Origin of the sequence: Prauserella sediminis (genome assembly GCF_014195435.1) — a bacterium.
In the GTDB taxonomy this organism is placed as follows: Bacteria; Actinomycetota; Actinomycetes; order Mycobacteriales; family Pseudonocardiaceae; genus Prauserella; species Prauserella salsuginis.
Genome location: NZ_JACIBS010000001.1, coordinates 671,750 through 692,391, shown reverse-complemented (window position 1 = coordinate 692,391; position 20,642 = coordinate 671,750). Strand labels below are relative to the sequence as shown.

General features: G+C 69.9%; 19 protein-coding genes. 8 read left to right on the top strand and 11 right to left on the bottom strand.

Annotated elements, in window-relative coordinates:
- Together FB384_RS03070 and FB384_RS03065 are read right to left on the bottom strand one after the other, a co-directional pair.
- Positions 1-1,950, bottom strand: coding sequence for an arabinofuranosyltransferase (locus FB384_RS03070; protein ID WP_183778963.1), 1,950 nt, complete (start codon positions 1,948-1,950; stop codon positions 1-3).
- A gap of 154 nt (positions 1,951-2,104) precedes the next feature.
- On the bottom strand, positions 2,105-3,154 hold the full coding sequence (locus tag FB384_RS03065; protein WP_183778961.1) for an NAD(P)-dependent alcohol dehydrogenase: 1,050 nt from the start codon (positions 3,152-3,154) through the stop codon (positions 2,105-2,107).
- A gap of 105 nt (positions 3,155-3,259) precedes the next feature.
- Between FB384_RS03065 and FB384_RS03060 the strand changes: the two genes are divergently transcribed.
- From FB384_RS03060 to FB384_RS03040, 5 genes are all read left to right on the top strand, one after another.
- A complete protein-coding gene (locus FB384_RS03060) occupies positions 3,260-3,862 on the top strand; it encodes a TetR/AcrR family transcriptional regulator (RefSeq protein WP_221212629.1) in 603 nt (200 codons plus the stop codon).
- A gap of 101 nt (positions 3,863-3,963) precedes the next feature.
- Positions 3,964-5,124, top strand: coding sequence for a 2,3-diaminopropionate biosynthesis protein SbnB (locus tag FB384_RS03055; protein WP_323985107.1), 1,161 nt, complete (start codon positions 3,964-3,966; stop codon positions 5,122-5,124).
- Positions 5,125-5,396: 272 nt separating this feature from the next.
- Positions 5,397-7,337, top strand: a complete 1,941-nt coding sequence (locus FB384_RS03050) for an alkaline phosphatase (RefSeq protein WP_183778957.1) — start codon at positions 5,397-5,399, stop codon at positions 7,335-7,337.
- A gap of 172 nt (positions 7,338-7,509) precedes the next feature.
- Positions 7,510-7,884, top strand: coding sequence for a plasmid stabilization protein (locus FB384_RS03045; RefSeq protein WP_183778955.1), 375 nt, complete (start codon positions 7,510-7,512; stop codon positions 7,882-7,884).
- A gap of 9 nt (positions 7,885-7,893) precedes the next feature.
- On the top strand, positions 7,894-8,532 hold the full coding sequence (locus tag FB384_RS03040) for a protein-L-isoaspartate(D-aspartate) O-methyltransferase (RefSeq protein ID WP_323985106.1): 639 nt from the start codon (positions 7,894-7,896) through the stop codon (positions 8,530-8,532).
- Between the two features lie 125 nt (positions 8,533-8,657).
- Here FB384_RS03040 and FB384_RS03035 read toward each other — a convergent pair whose 3' ends face one another.
- The 7 genes from FB384_RS03035 to FB384_RS03005 all read right to left on the bottom strand — a co-directional run bounded on the left by FB384_RS03035 (position 8,658) and on the right by FB384_RS03005 (position 16,477).
- Entirely contained in the window at positions 8,658-9,557 is a 900-nt protein-coding gene (locus FB384_RS03035; RefSeq protein WP_183778953.1) for a hypothetical protein, read from the bottom strand.
- Between the two features lie 6 nt (positions 9,558-9,563).
- Positions 9,564-10,925 (bottom strand): hypothetical protein, encoded by a 1,362-nt coding sequence (locus FB384_RS03030; RefSeq protein WP_183778951.1) that lies wholly within the window; start codon positions 10,923-10,925, stop codon positions 9,564-9,566.
- A complete protein-coding gene (locus FB384_RS03025) occupies positions 10,918-11,205 on the bottom strand; it encodes a DUF6403 family protein (RefSeq protein WP_183784864.1) in 288 nt (95 codons plus the stop codon). Before FB384_RS03025 ends, FB384_RS03030 begins: the two co-directional genes overlap by 8 nt.
- A gap of 5 nt (positions 11,206-11,210) precedes the next feature.
- Positions 11,211-11,537, bottom strand: coding sequence for a PIN domain-containing protein (locus FB384_RS03020; RefSeq protein ID WP_228725948.1), 327 nt, complete (start codon positions 11,535-11,537; stop codon positions 11,211-11,213).
- A gap of 180 nt (positions 11,538-11,717) precedes the next feature.
- Positions 11,718-13,259, bottom strand: a complete 1,542-nt coding sequence (locus FB384_RS03015) for a GMC family oxidoreductase (protein WP_183778949.1) — start codon at positions 13,257-13,259, stop codon at positions 11,718-11,720.
- Positions 13,260-13,276: 17 nt separating this feature from the next.
- On the bottom strand, positions 13,277-14,866 hold the full coding sequence (locus FB384_RS03010; protein ID WP_183778947.1) for an APC family permease: 1,590 nt from the start codon (positions 14,864-14,866) through the stop codon (positions 13,277-13,279).
- 117 nt (positions 14,867-14,983) lie between these two features.
- A complete protein-coding gene (locus tag FB384_RS03005; RefSeq protein ID WP_183778945.1) occupies positions 14,984-16,477 on the bottom strand; it encodes an aldehyde dehydrogenase family protein in 1,494 nt (497 codons plus the stop codon).
- Between the two features lie 442 nt (positions 16,478-16,919).
- Here FB384_RS03005 and FB384_RS03000 point away from each other — a divergent pair, with 442 nt between their 5' ends.
- A complete protein-coding gene (locus FB384_RS03000) occupies positions 16,920-17,534 on the top strand; it encodes a TetR/AcrR family transcriptional regulator (RefSeq protein ID WP_407676059.1) in 615 nt (204 codons plus the stop codon).
- Positions 17,535-17,696: 162 nt separating this feature from the next.
- Entirely contained in the window at positions 17,697-18,119 is a 423-nt protein-coding gene (locus tag FB384_RS02995) for a pyridoxamine 5'-phosphate oxidase family protein (RefSeq protein WP_183778943.1), read from the top strand.
- Between the two features lie 223 nt (positions 18,120-18,342).
- Here the strand turns inward: FB384_RS02995 and FB384_RS02990 are convergent, their stop codons facing one another.
- Both FB384_RS02990 and FB384_RS02985 read right to left on the bottom strand, forming a co-directional pair.
- On the bottom strand, positions 18,343-18,900 hold the full coding sequence (locus FB384_RS02990) for a peroxiredoxin-like family protein (protein WP_221212628.1): 558 nt from the start codon (positions 18,898-18,900) through the stop codon (positions 18,343-18,345).
- Positions 18,901-18,970: 70 nt separating this feature from the next.
- Positions 18,971-20,209, bottom strand: coding sequence for an MFS transporter (locus FB384_RS02985; protein WP_183778941.1), 1,239 nt, complete (start codon positions 20,207-20,209; stop codon positions 18,971-18,973).
- A 62-nt stretch (positions 20,210-20,271) separates the two neighbouring features.
- Here FB384_RS02985 and FB384_RS02980 point away from each other — a divergent pair, with 62 nt between their 5' ends.
- Entirely contained in the window at positions 20,272-20,622 is a 351-nt protein-coding gene (locus FB384_RS02980; protein ID WP_183778939.1) for an ArsR/SmtB family transcription factor, read from the top strand.
- Positions 20,623-20,642 lie beyond the last annotated feature (20 nt).

Here is a 20,642-nt window from a genome sequence, read left to right as displayed (position 1 = left end):
TCACGGGGTCCGAACGGCGAGCACGAAGCCTCCGGGGAGGTCGTCCACGACGTCGAACGCGTCGCCGCGGAAGGACGCGGGATCGAAGGTGATGCGGTTGTCGAAGTGCCAGCCGCCCTCGTCCTTCCGCAGCACGAACACGTCGATGACGCCGAACCGGGTGTTTGCCGACGCGGCCGCGAACCGCCGCGGATCGTCGATGGCGGCGAGCTCGTCGAGTTCGGCGGACCGTTCGGTGTACCGCATGAGGCTGTTCGCCGAGTAGTGCCCGCGCTGCAGATAGCCCCACCAGAGCTCGTAGGCGTAGAGCCGCATGTCGGTCGACAGCGACATCGGCCTCGCGTCGGCACCCAGTCGCGCTTCGACCTCGGCGGCGATGCGGTCCGCGGGCAGCTGCGGTGCCACCAGGTCGGACGGGATGAAGTCGGAACGCCGGCCGTCGGGCCCCGGCTCCATGTGGGCGCGCAGTGCGGGGTTCGGCTCGACGTCGGAATGCGGCACGTACGGTTCGGCGTCGGCGAAGCCCTTGGGGTTGCCAGGGGTCCACTTGTCCCAGGCCAGAAGTCCAGACGACACCAGCAGCACCGCCAGTGCCGCGATGCCCACACTGCGCGGCGGGGTGAGCCGGAGCTTGGCTGCCACGGGTTTCGCGGCGCGCACGAGCGTGAGTACGCCCGCCGTCACCAGCACCATGGTCACCATGCGCGGTGTCTTCACGAGGAACCCGGTGTGTCCGTTGTTCACCAGCTGGGTCATGTACACGGCCCAGTACAGGTAGATGCCGCCGACCAGCAGCAGCATGGGTTGTGCCCACCATTCCCGGGTGAGGTACCAGCACACGCCGAACAGCCCCGCGAGGGCGAGCAGTCCGATCGGGGTGACCTCCAGGAACGGCAGGGGCACCGGGTCCTCGCCGATCACGGCGTTCGGGTAGGTGTCGGCGACGACGTTGCGTGTCCGGGTGAGGTACGCCCATGCCAGCGGGACGACGTACCAGGAGGAGACGACGACCGCGGTGACCAGCACACCGAGAAGGTGACGCAGGTACGGTCCCCGGTTCGGCCGCAGCAACCGCGCGGCGATGATCGCCAGCCCGCCGATCACCCCGAACATCAGATAGCCGGTGTAGGCGCAGACGAACAGCCCCCCGATGACGCCGGCGGGCAGCCAGTGCAGGCCGCCCCGGTTGCGCGGCAGGCCCGTGAAGGTGGCCAGCGCCCACGGCACGAACACGGCGAGGGTGAGGATCTCGTAGCTCTTGTGACCGTGCATGAACACGACCGGGGTGACCGCGGCCATGGCCAGGGCCGCGGGTGAGCTCGTGAGGCGGCGCCACAGCAGGAAGGCCACCAGCGCCGAGGCGGAGATGAACAGCACCTCCATGTCCCCGACCAGGGTCCAGGTGGGCCTGCCGAGCAGTTCGGAGGCCCGCGCGACCAGCCACGGGTACAGCACCGGGTATTCCGAGGGCAGCCCCGGCAGGAACGCGTCGGTGCTGCCCCACGTGGTGGTCAGCCGGTTCGCCAGCGCGGACATCCGGATGGTGTCCCAGTTGTGCAGCTCGTTGTGGCCGAACGGCGTCCCGTGCAGCGCGTTCATGAGCACCAGGCCGATCCAGCCCGCGTACAGTCCCGCGACCGCACCCGCGAGCCGGTCGGAGGCGAAGCGCGCTGCGAGGGCGATCGCGACGACGGCGATCACCGCTCCGACGGCGACCGGGGCGACCGCGCCGCGAAGGGTGAGCGGGTTGAGGTCGGCGAGGTCGATCAGCAGCCACGACAGCGCCATGGCGGCGACGTAGCACGTCACGGCGGTCGTGGCGGGGCCGATGCCGCGCGTCAGCCGCCGCAGCGGGCCGGCGCCGGTCGTCGTCTCCGCAGGGGCCTGCGCTTCGAGCTCGCTGTCGTCCACGTCCTCGTTCACGTCGGCTCCCGGCCCGGTGGTACTCACGCCGGGCACCCTATAGCCGCCCGGTGCCCGGCCGGGCGGGTGATGTGCGGCACGGGCCGTCGTCGTCCGTTGTGGACGCGGCCGGGGCGGTTCGCCCCGATTTCGCCGGCACCCGGAGGTCCGGTGGTGGACCTTCGGGTGCCGGTGGGTGCGATCAGGCGCCGATCGTGGCGGTGTCGATCACGAAGCGGTAGCGCACGTCGCTGGCCGCCACGCGTTCGTAGGCGGTGTTGACGTCCGCCGCCGAGATCGTCTCGATGTCGGAGCCGATGCCGTGCTCGGCGCAGAAGTTCAACATCTCCTGGGTTTCCGCGATGCCGCCGATCATCGAACCCGCCAGTGCCTTGTTGCCCGCGATCAGCGAGAACGCGTTGTAGGACAACGGCTCACCGGGCGCGCCGACGTTGACCATCGCGCCGCCGACCCGCAGCAGGCCGAGGTAGGCGTCGACGGGGATCTGCGCCGACACGGTGTTGAGGATCAGGTCGAACCGGCCGCGCAGGATGTCGAAGGTCGTCTCGTCGGCGGTGGCGTAGTACTCGGTCGCGCCGAGTCGCTTGCCGTCCTCCTGCTTCTTCAGGCTCTGGCTCAGCACCGTCACCTCGGCACCCATCGCGGCCGCCAGCTTCACGGCCATGTGGCCGAGGCCGCCGAGGCCCACGACCGCGACCTTCTTGCCGGGACCTGCGCCCCACTGGCGCAGCGGCGAGTAGGTGGTGATGCCCGCGCAGAGCAGCGGAGCGGCGACATCGAGACCGATGCCGTCCGGGATGCCGCACACGAAGGCGTCCCTGACCACGACCTGCTTGCTGTAGCCGCCGTAGGTGTTCTCGCCGTCGAAGCCGACGCCGTTGTAGGTCTGGACGTTGCCCTTGACGCAGAACTGCTCGGTGTCGGCGCGGCAGTACTCGCACTCGCCGCACGAGTCCACCATGCAGCCGACGCCGACCCGGTCGCCGACCCGGTAGTCGGTCACGGCGGATCCCACCGCGGCGACCGTGCCCGCGATCTCGTGCCCCGGCACCATCGGGAAGATCGCTTCGCCCCATTCGCCACGTGCCTGGTGGATGTCGCTGTGGCAGATGCCTGCGTAGGCGATGTCGATCAGGACGTCGTCGGGGCGCAGGTCACGCCGCTGGATCGTCGTCTGCTCGAGCGGTGCGCCCGGGCCCGGTGCAGCGATGGCGTGCGTCGTTGTGCTCATCAGAACTCCTGCGATAATCGATCACGTGCCCTGTTGTAAGAGGCCTCTTACACAACGACGTGAGAGGGCTCTTACATATTCCGACCGAGAGATGTGATCCAGGCCATGGGCGACCGGTATCGCCGCGGCGAGCTGCGCGACGAACTCGTGCGGGTCGCGCTCGACCTGATCGCCGAGCAGGGGTTCGGCGGGTTCTCGGTGGCCGAGGTGGCTCGGCGGGCACAGGTCAGTCCCGGCGCCCCGTACCGGCACTTTCCCGAGCGGGAGAGTCTGCTCGCCGCCGTCGCCACGGCCGTCGCGAGCCAGCTCGCGGACCGGGTCGCCGCGGCCGCCGAGGGCGTGTCGGATCCGGCGGACGCGCTCTCCGCGGCGGCGGGCGCCTATACCGAGTACGTCATCGAACGACGTGCGGGGATGAACGTCATCTACGCCGATCGGCTGCAGGCTCGCGAATACCCGGAACTGAGTGACCAGACCCGGCGCCTGACGGACCAGTTCCTCATGCTGTGCCTGGCGGTGTCGGATCGGCCCGAGAGTGCGCTCGAGCTCATGGAGCAGCTGTTCACCCAGGCGCACGGCTACGGCATGTTCTGGCTCGACGGGGTGTTCTCGAAACACGGCTACGCACCCGAGCTGGTGGTGCGCAAATCCGTCGCCGCCGCCCGGCTCGCCATCGAGGGACACCGGCAGCAGTCCGGCGGTCACTGAGTCCCGGCGCCGGTTCGGTCTCGCCTCCTCGCAGTGGCCCGCCGGAGTCAGGGCAGGATGACTGCCGGCCGCATCCCGACCGACGAGAAGGAGGACCGCACGTGTCCGAACAGCCGCTCACGCAGACCGCACCCGCGCCGCCCGAAGGGTTGCGCGTCATTGGTGCCGGGGACGTGATCGCGACGATCGAGGGGAACCGTGAAGGCGCGCTTGAGGCCGTCCGCGACGCCTACCTGGCGCACGCCGACGGCGCGAGCGCCAATCCGCACTCCAGCTTCCTGCGGTTCCCCGACCGGCCGCGGGACCGGATCATCGCGCTGCCCGCGTTCCTCGACGCCGGCTCCGGCCGAGGCGACTCCGACGAGCCTGGCTCCAGCGGGGCCGACTCCGGAGGGCCTGACTCCTCCGGGCCTGACTCCTCCGGGCCTGACTCCGGCGGGTCTGCCTCCTCCGGCGGCGGGGCCGGCCCGCGATCCGGCATCAAGTGGATCGCCAGTTACCCGGGCAACGTCGCCCACGGCTTTCCCCGGGCATCGGCGGTGATGGTGCTCAACGACTACGACACCGGCTACCCGTACGCCCTGCTGGAGGCGTCGCTCATCTCCGCGACGCGCACGGCGGCGTCCGCGGTGCTGGGTGCGCAGGAACTGCTCGGCCAGCGGCGGGTGGGCAGGGTCGGATTCGTCGGCACGGGGTTGATCAGCGACCACGTGCGGATGTTCCTGCGTGATCTGTCCTGGGACGTCGGCGAGTTCGCGCTGTACGACATCGACCGCCGCAACGCCGAGGCGTTCGCGGTGACACTGGCCGCCGACGGGCCGGCCGCACCGGTGACCGTCGTCGACGACGTCGCCGATGCGTTCGCCGGTGCGGACCTCGTCGTCGTCGCCACTGTGGCAGGGACGCCACACCTGGCCGATCCCGCACTGCTGGCCGACGCTCCGGTCGTGCTGCACCTCTCGCTGCGCGATTTCGCGCCCGAGCTCGTGCTCGCCGCCACGAACGTCACCGACGACGTCGACCACGCCGTGCGCGAACAGACGTCGCTGCACCTCGCCGAGCAGCAGGTCGGACACCGGGAGTTCGTCCACGGCACGATCGCCGACGTCGTGCGCGGCGGTCTGTCACGGGAGGCGGGGAAGGCGACGATCTTCTCGCCGTTCGGTCTGGGGGTGCTGGACGTCGCGGTCGGCGGCTGGGTTCACGACGAGGTCGCCGCTCGCGGCGGCGGACACGTAGTGGGGGACTTCTTCGCCCTGTGACCCCGGTGTTCCTGTGACCCCGGTGTTCGGGGGTGTTCCGGGTCAAGGCGCGGGCCGCGTTCCCACCCACCGCGGCCTGCGTCAACATCCTTTCTGAATGAAACAAAGGTTCGTATATGGCATTTGTGTCGTATCGATAGTTTTTGCGCTTTCGTACCCCGTCGCGTCACTTTTCATTCAGTGGATCGAGGAAGTCGGCGTCTGGAGTGGGAGACGAACCCATTCCAGGCCGTGGCCGACCGATGCCACGACAGGCGCGAAGGACGAGACATATGACCAAGAAGGACGGACAGGGCGGCATGAGCCGGCGAACACTGCTGCAGGCGGCCGGTGGCGGGGGCGCCGCCGCGGCGGCGATCGTCGGTCTGGGTGCGCAGCCCGCCGCGGCGCAGCCCGCCGCTGTCCAGGCCGGCGCGGTCGCGAGTCGCACCCCGGTGGGCCCGCTGAAGGCCGCCGACCCACACGCGCTGACCCAGCGCACGCGCCCGCGCCGGAGGGGCAAGCCCGACACCGCCGAGATCACCGTCCTGCCGATCCACCGGGCCAAGTTCCTCGCGGGTGCCAAGTTCGACCTCCGGGTCGAGGCTGTGGGTGTCGACCCGGAGACGGCACGCATCGACATCCGCGTAAAGGGGCCGAACGGCCCGGCGGAGGTCCTCGTCGGTGAACCGGAGCGGACCAGTTCCGCCGACGACAGCCTCGAGATCACCTACCGTGGTCTGCACTATCCCGAACCCGGTGACTACACCGTCGAGGCGAAGGTGCGGTCGGGGAACCGGACGTCGAAGGACGAGGTCGGCCACGAGGTCGTCCTGGCCGAGGCTCCGGCCGCGAGGGCCAGAAACGTGATCTTCTTCCTCGGCGACGGTATGGGCCAGCCCGCGGTGACGGCGGCCCGGATCCTGTCGAAGGGCCTGACCGAAGGCAAGTACCACGGTCTGCTCGAAATGGACCGTATGGATTACCGCGGGCTGGTGACGACGTCCGGAATGGACGCACTGGCGACCGACTCCGCGAACTCGATGTCGGCGTACATGTGCGGGCACAAGTCGTCGGTGAACGCGATGGGCGTCTACGAGAGCAGTGAGCCCGACCCCAACAAGCACCCGCGGGTCGAGACGATGGCGGAACTGCTGAAACGCGTCCGTGACATGAAGATCGGCGTCGTGACCACCGCGGAGATCCAGGACGCCACGCCCGCCGCGGTGTTCGCGCACACGCGCCGCCGGTCCGAGTACCAGGAGATCATGGACCAGTCGCTGCGCGAGGCGCAGCAGCCGACGGTGCTGCTGGGCGGCGGTCTGGCTTCCCTGCTGCCGCAGTCGCACGAGAACTCGGAACGCGACGACGACCGCGACCTCGTGAAGGAGTTCGCCGACCAGGGCTTCACGCACGTCAGCACGAGCGCCGAACTGACGCGCGCGGTCCGGGGCAAGGCGCCGGAGAAGCTGCTCGGCACGTTCCACCACGAGAACATGAACGTCTACCTCGACCGCAAGCACGACAAGAAGCCCGAGGTGCTCGGCGAGTGGGACGACCAGCCCACACTGATGGAGATGACCGAGTCCGCGCTCGCGGTGCTCGAGGATTCCGAGGACGGTTTCTTCCTGATGGTGGAGGGCGCCTCGATCGACAAGATGGAGCACCCGCTCGACGGCCCGCGTGCCGTGTACGACGCGATCGAGCTCGATCAGGCCGTCGGAGTCGCCAAGAAGTGGGCCGAGGGGCGCGACGACACGCTCATCGTGGTGACCGCCGACCACAACCACTCGATGAGCATCGTCGGCACCCACGACCGCCGCGACGCGGAGGGCCGAGACGGGAACGGTGTCTACGGCGACGCCGACTACCCGACCTACTCGGACGAGGACGGCGACGGGTTCCCCGACGACCCGAATCCCGACGTGCAGCTGTTCTTCGGCTGGTCCAACCATCCCGACCACACCGACGACTTCCAGCACAATCACACTTTCGCCGAGCCGGCGCTGACCGACGAGGACAGCGGGAAGGCCGTCGACAACCCGGATCGTGACCCCGGCGGGGAGCTGCAGGTCGGCAACCTGCCGGGTGAGGAGACGAACTGCGTGCACACCGTCGAGGACGTCAGCGTGTGCGCCTCAGGCCCGGGAGCGGCCCGCTTCAACGGCGTGCTGGACAACACCGAGATCTTCTTCGCCGTGATCGACGCGCTCGGAGTCGACGCGCGCAGCTGAGGCTCCCTCGCTCGGGGCCGTGGCCGGGTGCGGCCACGGCCCCGACGGGCGGTTCCGCCGACCGGGCCGCCGAGCGGTGACACCGCGCGCTGGCGAGGGGTGATTCGACCCTGGAGTCGCAGGGTAGGCCACGGGTGACGCGACACGCATCGGCGAAGGGAATGGTGAGTCCATGCCACGCCAGACGCCTCGGCGGCAGCAACGGAATCCGCGAGAGCAGGAGTGGAGCGCGAAGGCCGAGCGCCAGTACGAACACATCGAAGCCTCCCAGGAGAGTCGCGGGGTCGGACGGGAACGTGCGGAGGAGATCGCGGCCCGCACGGTCAACAAGCAACGCGCGCGCAGCGGGGAGGCCGACGAGCGGAGCGCAACCTCGACCGAGGACATCTCCGCGCCGCGACGTGGTGGTCTGCGGTCCGGAAACCGCTCCGGACCTGGCGGCCGTACCAAGGCACAGTTGTACGCCGACGCCAAACGACACGGCATCCGTGGCCGCTCGAAGATGACCAAGGCACAGCTCGAACAGCGGCTCGCGCGGACACGCTGAGGAGTCGACGTGGCCACGTCGAGTTGCCCCGGAACGAGCACGAAACAGCAACGTGAGGCCATGGTCGCGCGGGTGCGGCGTTCCGGGATCACGGATGCGCGGGTGCTAGATGCCATGGCCGTGGTTCCCCGCGAGCGGTTCGTGCACCCGGACCACGCGGGCGAAGCCTACGACGAGCACCCGCTGCCGATCGGCGCGGGCCAGACGATCTCGGCGCCGCACATGGTGGCCCGGATGGCGGCAGCGCTGGACCTCGATCCCGACGACGAGGTGCTGGAAGTGGGCGCGGGAACGGGATACGCCGCGGCCGTGTTGTCGCTGTGTGCCGGGCGGGTCGTGGCCATCGAGCGGGAATCGACGCTGGCCGCTCGCGCGCGCGAGCTGCTCGCCGAACTCGGGCGCGACAACGTCGAGGTCCGCAACGCCGACGGCACTCGCGGTGCCCCTGACCGGGCCCCGTTCGATGCCGTCTCCGTGGCGGCCATGGCAGCCGACATCCCTCGTGCGTTGCTCGACCAGCTCGCCCCCGGTGGCAGGCTGGTCTGCCCGGTGGGAACCGGGGGCGCCGGGCAGCTCGTCCGGGTGCGCGACGGGCGGCGGGAGCGCCTCATGCCCGTCGCATTCGTGCCGCTGACCAGCGACCAGTGATCAGCGACCAGTGACGCACCCGGCGTGCCCCGACGGCCGAGGCCTGCGCCCCGACGGCCGAGAGGCGTAGTCCTGCGCGAACTTGCCCGGCCGCCGGCTCCTCGGATCCCGCGTGCCGGACACGATCACGTCGCGCGCACGCTGCGAGCCTCGTCCTCCAGCCGGGTGGCCTTCCGGTGCAGTCCGCGTGCCCGTTCGACGAGGGGATCGAGATCGTCGGCGCCCGCTGCCGCGACCTCGCGGGTGAGCGCGACGTACTCGTCGATCAGGCGGCGATAGCGGGTGACGAAGTTCCGCTGCGGCGTCGCCGATCCACGGGCCGCACGTGCGTAGGCCTTGTCCAGGTCGATGATCGTCCGGGAAACGGCCCCGGTCTCGGCGTTGAGCACGCTGCGGGCGTCGTCGCCGGATTCGGCCTCGATCCGGCGGCCCGCCGCCCGCTTGCCGATCGCGCGCGCGACCGCGTAAGCCACCGCCGAGCCCACCGCGACGGCAGCAAGCAACGCGCCGGCCAGCAGGTAGCGAGGCAGGGGCGGATCGATCGTCCGTGGGCCGTCGGGCACGTTCCCGGCTCGGACGAGCTGGTCGAAGTTGACGACCATGACCTTCAACGTCTCGACGGGCCGGTCGACGAACATGCCGGTGCCGCGGGTGATGACCGTCTCGGCGACCATGGCCTGGCCGATGTCGTCGGTGTCGTGGTGGCTGCACCCGTAGGTCGACCAATCGCCGCCGTCCCTGGTCATGGCGACGAACAGGGTGCCGTCGGCGGCGCCGGCCACGTCGTCGCACACCTCGCTCGCGTCGTCGCCGGGGGAGAGGAACCCGACGGTGAGCTTGCGGTTGCCGATCACCTGCGCCGCCGCGTCCCGGTCGAAGTCGTAGTCCTCCGCGGCGTAGACCGACGAGCCGCGGAGTTTGCTCGCGACGGGGCCGTCGAAGAGCCCGCCGGTGATCGCCGCCCAGGCCGCGAACGCGACGGCGACGAGCACGGCCAGTGCGAACGGCTTCTTGAACACGGTCATCGCCGATCACACTCCCCAGCCTGCGGTGTAGTGCCGCGGCTCGTAGTCACTGCGCCCGATCAGCTGCGCCGTCTCGGCCAGCTCGTGCTCGGCCTTGTCGAGGAGCTCGTGGGCGGCCCGCCTGCCCGCGGCGGATCCTTCCTGTTCCCTCGCCGCGTCGAGATGGGAGATCGCGCGAGTCAGCGACGGATTGCTCGCGTCGGTGGTCAGGCCGGACACCTCGACCGACAACGCCGACAGTGCGGCCAACCGCACCGTCGGCGGCCTGCCGTGCGACGGCCGGCGGCGCAGCGCGGTCACCGACAGGATGATGACACCGAGTACGCACCCGGCGAACACGAACGGCAGCGCGGGCAGCGTGACCTTCAGCGGGTCGAACGGCTGGTACGGCAACGGGCGGTCGAACAGACCCGCGTACCGGATGTCGGTCACCTTGTTCAACCACGCGTACAGGACGTTGTCCTGCGGATAGTCGAAGCGGCTGAGCCGGGCGCCCAGCATGCCGTAGACGCCGGCGGTGGCCACCTCGTAGAACTGGTCGCGGTGGGCGCCGGCGTAGTCGACATAGTTTCCGTACAGCACCACGACCGGGGTGTCGGGGAACCGTTCGGCCAGGGCCGGCGCGTAGTCGGGGATGGGCCGGTCCCGGGCCTGCTGCGGTAGCGCGACGATCATCGGCTCGGTGTCGGGGAAGGCGTTTCCCACGTTGTCGGGCACCCTCGACAGGGTCGCCCCGTCAGCCACGTGCAGCCGGTAGCGTTCGAGGTCGGCCTCCACGGCGTCGAGCTCGGCCGGGCTCGGCTCGCGCCAGGTCGGGCCCGGGGGTGATGGAGGATCGTCGCCGTCCCGCATACCGGTGATCACTGCGGCGAGCAGCCCGGTGACGTCGTTGGCGGCGAACTGCCGTTGGAAACCGTCGAGGTCGTCGGGCTCAGCCGTGTAAGGCCCACCTCTGACGTTCGTGCCGACGGCCGTGACCAGCTCGAACGGGGCGTCGGCCATGGCGGGGTCCTCGGCGACCGCGCTGACCCGCTCACGTTCCTGCTTGTCCAGACCGGGAGGGGCAAGCAGCAGCCGGACGCCCGTGGTGCCGACGTGCTCGCGCAGCCACTGCCGGTCCCACGTCGCGGTCGCTCCCGGCAGGCGCACCACCGGCTCGGCCTGCACCTGCCGAGCCATCTCCTCGGTGGTGGGCACGGTGTGGTCGCTCAGTTCGCCGGCGTCGCCCTCCTTGTAGTCCACCGACGGCGATCCGCCGTAGCTGACGTCGATGTCGCCCTGCCGCTGCTGGAAGAGGAAGACGACCGCGACCAGGATCGCGACGCCCGCGAGTGCCCAGCGGGCGATGCCGAGGATGCGGTCAGCCATCGCGCGCCTCCCGCCACAGCGTGTCGGCGCGTTCGGCCAGTTCGGTCGCGGTCCGTGCGGCGTCCGGTCCACCGCCGAGCGCCTCGGCCTCGGCCAGCAGCCGCCGCGCCTCGGGAACGTCGGTGGCGCAGGCGTCGCGGCTCACCGTGGCGGTGGCGATCGCCGCCTTCGCCGTCGCCCAGGCCGCGCGTTTCCGTTCCGCGTGTGCGCGCAGCCGCGGCAGGTAGGCGCTCACCACGCCGGCGCCGATCAGCACGATGCCGCCGACGAGCCAGATCATCCAGGTCACCGCAGGAGTATTGCGGATACGCCGCGGCTGCCGGGCCGATAGCTGACATCTCGGGCGCAGGTCACACCCCGCGCCTGGTCACGGGGTCCCGTCGGTTGCACCGCGATGGGCTCGACGAGGGAAGCGAGGCCGGTGAAGTCGGCCGGGTTGCGCGTCACGAGTGGCCGGCCGTGTGCACCGGCGATGGACGCGATCTGCAGGTCGGCGAGCCGCCTGCGGGGCCTGCGCCCCTCGGCGCGGACACGGGCGTAGAGCTGGGCGTAGAAGCGCGCGGGCTCGGCCTCGGCGTCGAACGGCACCGGCGCGAAGCTGCTGCCAGGCACGCTCGCCGGGCACCGCCTGCTGCATCCGAGGCCCCTCCCGGATCGCCGGCCGGGAGGGGCCTCGGATGCGGGCCGTGCCCGCGTCGCGCTCGGGGTTCGCGACGCGGGCAGGCTCGGCCGCGGCCGGGTACCGGGGGAACGCACCCGGACGCGGCGAGACGGTGCCGACGATGCCCGTGGTCAGGCGTTGTCGGCCTTGAGCATGTCGGAGCACTTCTCGCCGATGGCCATCGTGGTGATGTTCGGGTTCACCGCCACGAGGAACGGCATGGCCGAGGCGTCCGCCACGCGCAGCCCGTGCACGCCCTTCACCCGCAGCCGCTCGTCCAGCGGCTTGTCGGCCTCGGCGCCCATCGGGACGGACGCCGCGGGGTGGTAGACCGTGTTGTGGGTGCGCCGGATGTAGTCGGCGATCTCGTCGTCGGTCCGCACGTCCGGCCCCGGGAAGAGCTCGGTGCCCGCCCAGTCGCGCATCGCCGGCTGCTCGGCGATCCGGCGCGCCAGCTTGATGCCCTCGGTCATCACGCGCATGTCGTGCGGATGCGTGAAGTACTTCGGGTCGACGGCCGGCTTGTCGCGGAAGTCGCGGCTGCGCAGCCGCACCGTGCCGCTCGACCGTGCCCGCGTGACGTTCGGCGTCAGGCAGAACGCGTTCTCCGACGTCGGGTAGCCCTGCCGCACGGTGTGCATGTCGAACGGCACCGAGCCGTAGTGGAACATCAGATCCGGCCGGTCGAGGCCATCCTCGGTCCGGGTGAAGATGCCGATCTCCCACCACTGCGTCGAGTCCGAGACCATCGGCTGCTTGGCGTCCCAGCTGATGACGCCCTCGGGGTGGTCCTGCAGCGTGGAGCCGACGCCGGGGGAATCCACGAGCACGTCGACGCCGAACTCCCGCAGGTGCTCCGCCGGTCCGATGCCCGAGAGCATGAGCAGCTTCGGGGTGTCGATCGCACCCGTCGACAGCACGACCTCGCGACGGGCGGTGACGGTGCGCGTGTGGATCTGGTCCTCGTCGAGGTACTGCACGCCCGTGGCGCGGGTGCCGTCGAAGGTGACCTTCTTGGCCCACGCACCGGTGCGGATCTGCAGGTTCGGCCGGTCCATGACCGGGTGCAGGTACGACACCGACGACGAGGAACGCGTCCCGTCCTCGCGGGCGTTGATCTGGAACCAGTTCGCGCCGTGGGTCACCGTCGTGCCGGAGTTGAACTCCGTCGTGGGGATGCCCTGCTGCTCGCACGCTTCCAGCAGTGCCACGCCGCACGGGTCGTTCGGCGGGACGCTGCGGATGGTCACCGGACCGCTGCGGCCGTGGTGCTCACCGGGGCCGTCGTTGGTCTCCAGCCGCCGGTACAGCGGGAAGACGTCCTTCGCGCCCCAGCCGGGAAGGCCCATCGACTCCCACTCGTCGAGGTCCTCGGCGGGCGCCCAGAACGCGATGCACGAGTTGTGCGACGAGCAGCCGCCCAGTACGCGGGCGCGGGCGTGCCGCATGAACGAGTTACCCGATTCCTGTGGCTCGATGAGGTAGTCCCAGTCGTAGCCGGATTCGAGCAGCGCCATCCAGCGCTTGAGTTCGAGGATGTTGCGGTCATCCACATCGGACGGACCGGCTTCGAGCAGGCACACCGTGACGTCGGGGTCCTCGGACAACCGGGACGCGACCGCCGCGCCTGCGCTGCCGCCGCCCACCACGACGTAGTCGAACTGATCTGTCATGGGAATTCCCTCCCGGTTCAGGCGAGGCTCGAGGCTTCGCGGTCGGCCGTCGTGGCGGTCGTGTCGTCGTCGGATCCCGGCGCCGCGGAGTCCGATTCGGACTCCGCGGGAGCGGCGTGGTCGGCCAGTACACCGACCTTGTGCCGCTGGACGAACCAGTAGTACGCGAATCCGCCCACGGCCGCGATTCCGACGAACAACACGGCGCTGTACTGCAGGTACCAGTGGTACGGCGGTTCGGCGTTGTACACCTCGGCGCGCGGCCACGCGAGGTTCACCGTCATGCCCAGGCCCCAGACGACGGCCAGGACGTTGATCGGAAGGCCGAGCTTGCCGAGGCTGAACCTGCCCTCCTCCTTCGTCGGCTTCCACTTCCCGCGCAGCCGCGCGACCAGCATCGGGATCGTGACCAGCAGGTACGAGATGTAGATGAGGATGATCGCCAGCGACGTCACCGCGGTGAAGATCTGCGGCTGGCCGATGTTCACCAGCAGCAGCACCACGGCGAGCACGCCGATGAACACGGCGGGCAGCACCGGCGTCTGGAACCGCGGGCTGACGCGGGCGAGTCGCTTGCCGCCGGGCAGCGCGTTGTCGCGCGCCATCGCGAACATGATGCGGATCGCGGCGGTGTGCACCGCCAGCACGCACACGGTGATCGCGACGAAGATGCCCAGCAGGAACAGCCTGCCGACCAACGGGCCGAGCGCGTCACTGAGCACGAACTGCAGTCCGGAGACACCCAGCTCGGGAGCGTTGACGTCGCGGATGGCCATCATGCCGAACAACAGGATCAGACCGCCGAGCAGGAACGAGGCGACCAGTGCTCGCAGGATCGCCTTCGGCGCATTGCGGTGCGGGTCGATCGACTCCTCGCCGAGCGAGGCCGCGGTGTCGAAGCCGTACATGACGTACGACGAGGCGATACCGGCGACGAGGAACGCCGTCAGGTAGCTGCCACCGTGTGCGGCCTCGGTGCCGGCCGTCTCGAACACGACGGTCGGCGGATTCACCACGACCAGCGCCAGCGCGACGATCAGGGCGACCGCGGCGACCAGTTCGATGAACACGCCCGTGCTGTTGATCCGAGCCATGAGCCGCACGCCGTAGGCGTTGACGAGCGTGGTGAACAGGATCAGCAGCATGGCCAGCACGATGCCGTTGACGGCCGCGTCCGTGGCGTTGCTGCCGTCGCCGATGAATTGGAAGCCCTTCCAGATCTGCGGGAGCGTGTTCTGGTAGGCCAGCGCGGTGGCCGAGATCGACACGATCGACGCCAGCAGCATCATCCAGCCTGCGAGCCAGCCGACGTGGCGCCCGCCGAGCTTTTTCGCCCAGTTGTAGACCGAACCTGCGATGGGATAGCGCGAGGCCAGCTCGGCGAAACTCAACGCCACCAGCAACTGTCCGACGAACACGATCGGCCAGGACCACCAGTAGGCGGGACCGCCGAGGCCGAGTCCGAAATAGGACAGTTGGAAGGTGCCGGTGAGCACCGAGATGTAGCTGATCCCGGCGGCGAACGTATGGAATCCGCCGAGGCTGCGTTTCAGTTTGTTGGTGTAGCCGAACTCGCCGAGTCCGGCGTCGTGGTTGGGCGCACTCATGCCCCGAACTCCTTTCCCGGATTCTGTGCCCGCCGGTGTGCGGGCACAGCTGTCCCGGGTGGTTGTTTCCTGCGTAGTGCGAAATGCGCGGAGATCGTTCCGCGCCGTGATGCCGGCTTATTCGCCGGAGAACCATTGCTGCGGGCCGGGCCGCAGATTCTGGTAGACGTGCTTGGCTTCCTGGTATTCGCCGAGGCCGCCGCGGCCGAGTTCCCGGCCGATGCCGGACTGCTTGAACCCGCCCCACTCGGCCTGCGGCAGGTACGGGTGGAAGTCGTTGATCCAGACGGTGCCGTGGCGCAGCCGGTTCGCCACGCGCTGGGCCTTGGCCGGGTCGCCGGTGAACACGGCGCCGGCGAGGCCGTAGTGCGTGTCGTTGGCGATCCGCACGGCGTCGTCCTCGTCGGTGAATCGTTCGACGGTCAGCACCGGGCCGAACGACTCCTCGGTGACGGCGTACGAGCCCTGCTCGACCTCGTCGAGGACGGTCGGCAGGTAGAAGTGGCCTGCCGCGTAGCGCTCACCGTCGGGTCGGGCGCCGCCGGTGCGCAGCACGGCGCCCTCGGCGATCGACTTCGCGACGTAGTCCTCGACCTTGTGCAGGTGGCCTTCCGAGATGAGCGGGCCGGTCTCGGCGTCGTCGTCGAACGGACCCCCGAGGCGGATCCGCTCTGCCCTGCGCACGATCTCGTCGACCAGCGCATCGTGCAGTTCGTCCTGCACGATCAGGCGCGCACCGGCGGAACACACCTGGCCGGAGTGCAGGAAGATCGCGGTGAGTGCGAAGTCGACGGCCGTGTCGAAGTCGGCGTCGGCGAACACGACGTTCGGGTTCTTGCCGCCGAGTTCGAGCGCGACCTTCTTCACCGTCGGCGCCGCCAGCGCGGAGATCGTGCGGCCGGTGTGGAGCCCGCCCGTGAACGAGACGAGGTCGACGTCCGGGTGCTCGGCCAGCACACTGCCGACCTCCGCGCCCGCGCCCAGCACCAGGTTGCCCACGCCCGCCGGCAGTCCGGCCTCGTCGAGCGCGCGCATCAGCAGGATCGCCGTGCTCGGCGTGAGCTCGCTGGGCTTGAGCACGAACGTGTCACCAGCCGCGATCGCGGGCGCCACCTTCCATGCGACCTGCAGCAGCGGGAAGTTCCACGGCGTGATCATGCCGCACACGCCGACGGGCTCGTACTGCACGCGGCTGATCGCATCGGGGCTGCCGGTGTCGACGACACGTCCGGCATCGTTGCCGGCGAGCTTGCCGAAGTAGCGGAAGCAGGCGGCGATGTCGTCCATGTCGAATTCGCTCTCGACGAGCCGTTTTCCGGTGTCGAGCGATTCCGCGCGGGCGAACTCGGCCTTGTCGCGGACCAGGATGTCGGCGACGCGCAGCAGCAGGTCACCGCGGTCCCACGCCGAGCTCGACGCCCAGGTGCCCTCGTCGAACGCCCTGCGCGCGGCGGCGACGGCCTGCTGGGCGTCGGCTCGCTCCGCTTCGGCGACGGTGGTGACCAGCGTGCCGTCGGCGGGGGAGTGGATCTGTCTCGTCTGTCCGCCCGCGGCGGTTCGCCATTCGCCGTCGATGAACAGCGTGGCGGCCGAATTGTCGGCGTGCGGCATGATCGTCTCGCCCTTTTCTCGTTCGTCGGCGTGTTCGTGTCGGTTTCGGCTCGCTGCTGCGTGCGGCCGTTTCGCGTTCGTCGTCGCGTTTCGCCGGTGGCCTTATCGGCCGCCGGATTCCGGCTGCGGCACCGTTTCCGCGGACATGTTTCCGCGTCGATTCCGGGCGTCGAAATGGGTTCGACGGTGCGGGCGGTGCCGGCGCGGAGTCGTTTCCCGTAACGGGTTCTTCCGTGTCGGTGTGGCGCCGGTGAAGGACACTAACACCGACCTGTACATCTGTACACCAATGGCGTCGAGACTTCTGTGAACTCGACGAGAAATGCGCCGCCGAGCAGTGCATTCGCGAAACCGGTGATCTGCGCCGCACCGCGCTGCCCGCCCGGCATGGCAAGGTGAAAGCCTCGACCACGAGACGTCAGCTGTGAAGGACCCCGAGGCTGTGACTACCCCCGACGCGACCACCTCCGATGTGGCCGCATCCGCCGCGAAACAGGCCCGGTCGAACGGTGCGCGTGCGGCCGGGCAGCGCGACCCGGACCGCAGGCAGCGCATCGCCCGGGCCGCCATCGAGGTGGTCGCCGAGGTCGGCGTCGAGAAGCTGACGCACCGGCGGGTCGCCGCGGCCGCGGGCGTGCCACTCGGGTCGACCACCTACTACTTCAAGACGCTCGACGACCTGCTGGCCAGTGCGCTTCGGCAGGCAGCGGACGACGACGTCGAGCATCTGCGCACGTGGGCGGCGGGGCTGGACGCGGGAGGCGAGCTCGCCGAGGCGCTCGCCGAGCTCGTCCTGCACTACCTCGGCCCGGCGCGGGCGCAGACGGTCGTCGAACACCAGCTCTACATCGCGGCCCTGCATCGGCCCGCGTTGCAGCACGTCAGCCAGGAATGGGACACCGCGCTCGCCGACCTGTTCGCCGGCTACACCGACGCCGAGACCGGCCGCGCACTGTCGGTGCTGTTCTGCGGCTGGCAGCTCCAGGGCATCGTGCGTGAACAACTGCCCGAACGTCGCGAGGTCGAGGCCTCGTTCCGCAGATTGCTCGCCGGCTGACGCGCTCGGCCGAGGAGTCCGAGCCGTGGCCGAGTGCGGTCGACTGGGCCGCCGCGGTCGGCCCGGGCTTCGCGGTCGATCCGGGCTTCGCGGCCGGCTCGGGTCGTCCGTCCGCGGCAGCGCACCCGGCGGATGTCGGTGCCCGGCGTTAGCGTCGCGGACATGGCGCTCACAGTGGAAGAACGTGAACAGTTCCTGGCCGAGCCGCACATCGGTGCGCTGTCCGTGGTCGAGTCGACCGAACGGGCGCCGCTGAACGTGCCGATCTGGTATCAGTACACGCCCGGCGGCACCCTGTGGGTCCGCACCGGTGCCGACTCGCGCAAGACGCGCGCGATCCGCGCAGCCGGCCGGTTCAGTCTCATGGTCCAGCGGGTCGAGCCGACGATCCGGTACGTCAGCGTCGAAGGCCCCGCGGAGTTCTCGGAGGACAGCCACGACCTGTCGGTCGAGATGGCCGTCCGTTACCTGGCCGCGGAACAGGCCGAGGAGTTCCTCGAGTACGAGCGCAAGTACCTCGGTGAACACATCGTGATCACCATGCGGCCGCAGCACTGGCTGTCCGCAGACATGGGCTCGCTCTGACCCTCCCTGTTCCGGCGGCAGCTACATGGTCAGGCGGAGTTCGTCCGTCTCGGGAATCTCCAGCGCCTCGTAGCGCCGGCTGTGCGTGCCGCCGGACGTCGCCCACCGCTCCGTGCCGGTCCAGGCCGGGATCGACAGCCGTGCCAGGACCGAGGGCCGCGGTAGGACCGGCGGTGACGCGGGGCCGGCGCCGAGAAGCGGCGCCGGCCCCACCGGGTGTTGCTCAGCTGTCGCCGCGCGCGGGGTAGTCGTTGCTGGTGACGAAGTCGATGCCGCCGAGCAGTTCGGCCAGCTGCGGCCTGCCGAACGGCATGGAGGTGAGCGAGGCGTAGTAGATCCGGTGTTCGCCGTCGACGAGGAAGGTCGCGGGTTCGGGGAACACCTCGGGTTCGTTGTCGCCTGCCGCCGTGGACACGAACAGTCCCCATTCCCGCATCGTCTCGAGCGGGAGGTTGTAGCCGAGCGGCAACTCGGACAGGTTCCAGTCGTCGCGGATGCGCTCGGCGCGCTCCTGGTTCTCGGCGCTGATCCCGATGGGTTCGACGCCCAGTCGGGCCAGCTCGTCGGCGCTGTCGCGGATGGCGGCGAGCTGGTTGCGGCACACCGGGCAGTGCAGGCCACGGTAGAACACGATCATCGTGAACGCGGCGGGCTGCTGCTCGGACAGGCTCCACCGGCCGCCGCCGACGAGGTCGACGGTGAGCTCGGGTGCCATGCTGCGTGGCCGGGGCGGAGCGGCGAGGGTGATGCTCGGTGCGCTGTCGGCCGGAGTGGCGGTCATGGATTCGCTCCTTGTCTGGTGAGGCTCGTACCGATGCGGCGCGGCCTTCGGTGGTTCGGCCCGTCGTGGTTCACGAGGCCGCGTTCGTCGAGACCGGTGTCTCGGTGTCCTCGGTCGTGTCGGCGGCCGGGGCCGGGCGGACCAGGGCGCAGGCGACGCCGATGGCCAGCCAGACGGTGCCGACGAGCGGGATGGCGGCGGGGCCGTAGTTGTCGACCAGGTAGCCGCCGAGTGCGGCACCGAGTGCGCTGCCGCCGTAGAGGCCACTAATGCCCAGCGACATGGCGAGCATCGGCTGGTCGTCGGCGACGCTCATGATGCCGGCCTGGATGACCGGGCTCAGCGCCCACGCGAAAACCGACCACACGGCGACGAACAGGAACAACGTCAGGCCGAAACCGGCGCCGGAGGCGAGATAGGCCGCCAGCGCCCCCAGGGCCAGGCAGTGGCCGCCGAGCACGATCAGCCGTGCCGGCCGCGGGGACAGCCGGTCGCTGAGTGCGCCGCCGAAGAACACGGCCACGACGCCGACCAGGCCGACGACCAGCAGTGCCACCGTGACGTCGCTTGCGGTGGCGTCGAGCTGCTCGGTGAAGATCGTGCCGAGGTAGCTGTAGAACATCAGGCCGCCCGCACCGGACAGGAACATCGCCGCGACCAGGGCGAGCACCCGTGGGTTGCGGACCGGAGCGAGCCGCGCGGCGATGCCGGTGACGGGGCCGCCGGGCACCGACGGCGCGAGTGCGGCGCTGAGCGCGGCCACCAGTGCGCCGATGACGGCGATCAGTGCGAAGGTCGCGCGCCACGACAGGACGTCACCGAGGAACGCGCCGAACGGCACGCCGGTGAACAGCGCCACGGTCAGACCGGCTGTGACGACCGCGAGGTACCGGCCGCTCTTGCCTTCCGGTGCTCCCATACCGGCGATCACCATGCAGGTCGGGGAGACGGCGGCGGCCGCGAGTCCGGCCACGACCCGGAGGATCAGGGTGAGCACGAAATCGTCGCTGATCGCGACGGCGGCGTTGGCAACGGCGAAGATCACCAGCGACCAGGTCAGTACCGCCTTCTTGTCGAGCCGGTCGGTGAGGAACGCCAGGATCGGCGCTCCCGCGGCGAAGGCGATCGCGAAGGCCGTCACCAGCAGACCGGCGGTTCCCGGCGTGACCCCGAGATCACGGGCCACGTCCGGCAGGATCCCCGAGATCACGAACTCGTCGGTGCCCAGGGCAAGCATTCCGACGAACAAGCACAGGAGCCAGACCGGGTAACCGGCAACGCTGAGCGTCGAGGTGCGGTGGCTCGACATGGTTCCTCATTTCTATCTTCGACGAACATCGAACAATCGGGGTTCATAGTATGATCGACCGCATGGCCGCCGCAACACACCCCGCGATGGAGGACCTCGACCTGCCGACGGTGATGCACGCCCTCGCCGATCCCATCCGCCTGGGCCTGGTGAGGCTGCTGAGCGACGGCGAGGAACGGGCATGGGGCGACCTGGACGCGCCGGTCGCCAACTCGACGCTGAGTCACCACCTCAAGGTCCTGCGGTCCGCGGGCATCACCCGCACCCGCGAAGAGGGAAAGCGGTGCTTCGTACGGCTACGCAGCGACGATTTCGAAGGCCGGTTCCCCGGCCTGCTCGACACGACACTCGCGTTGGCGGCCGAAGCAGGCACGGGCGTCGCCGACGTCCGGCTGCACAGCGCGGCGGCGTAGCACCCGCGGGCACCGCGTGC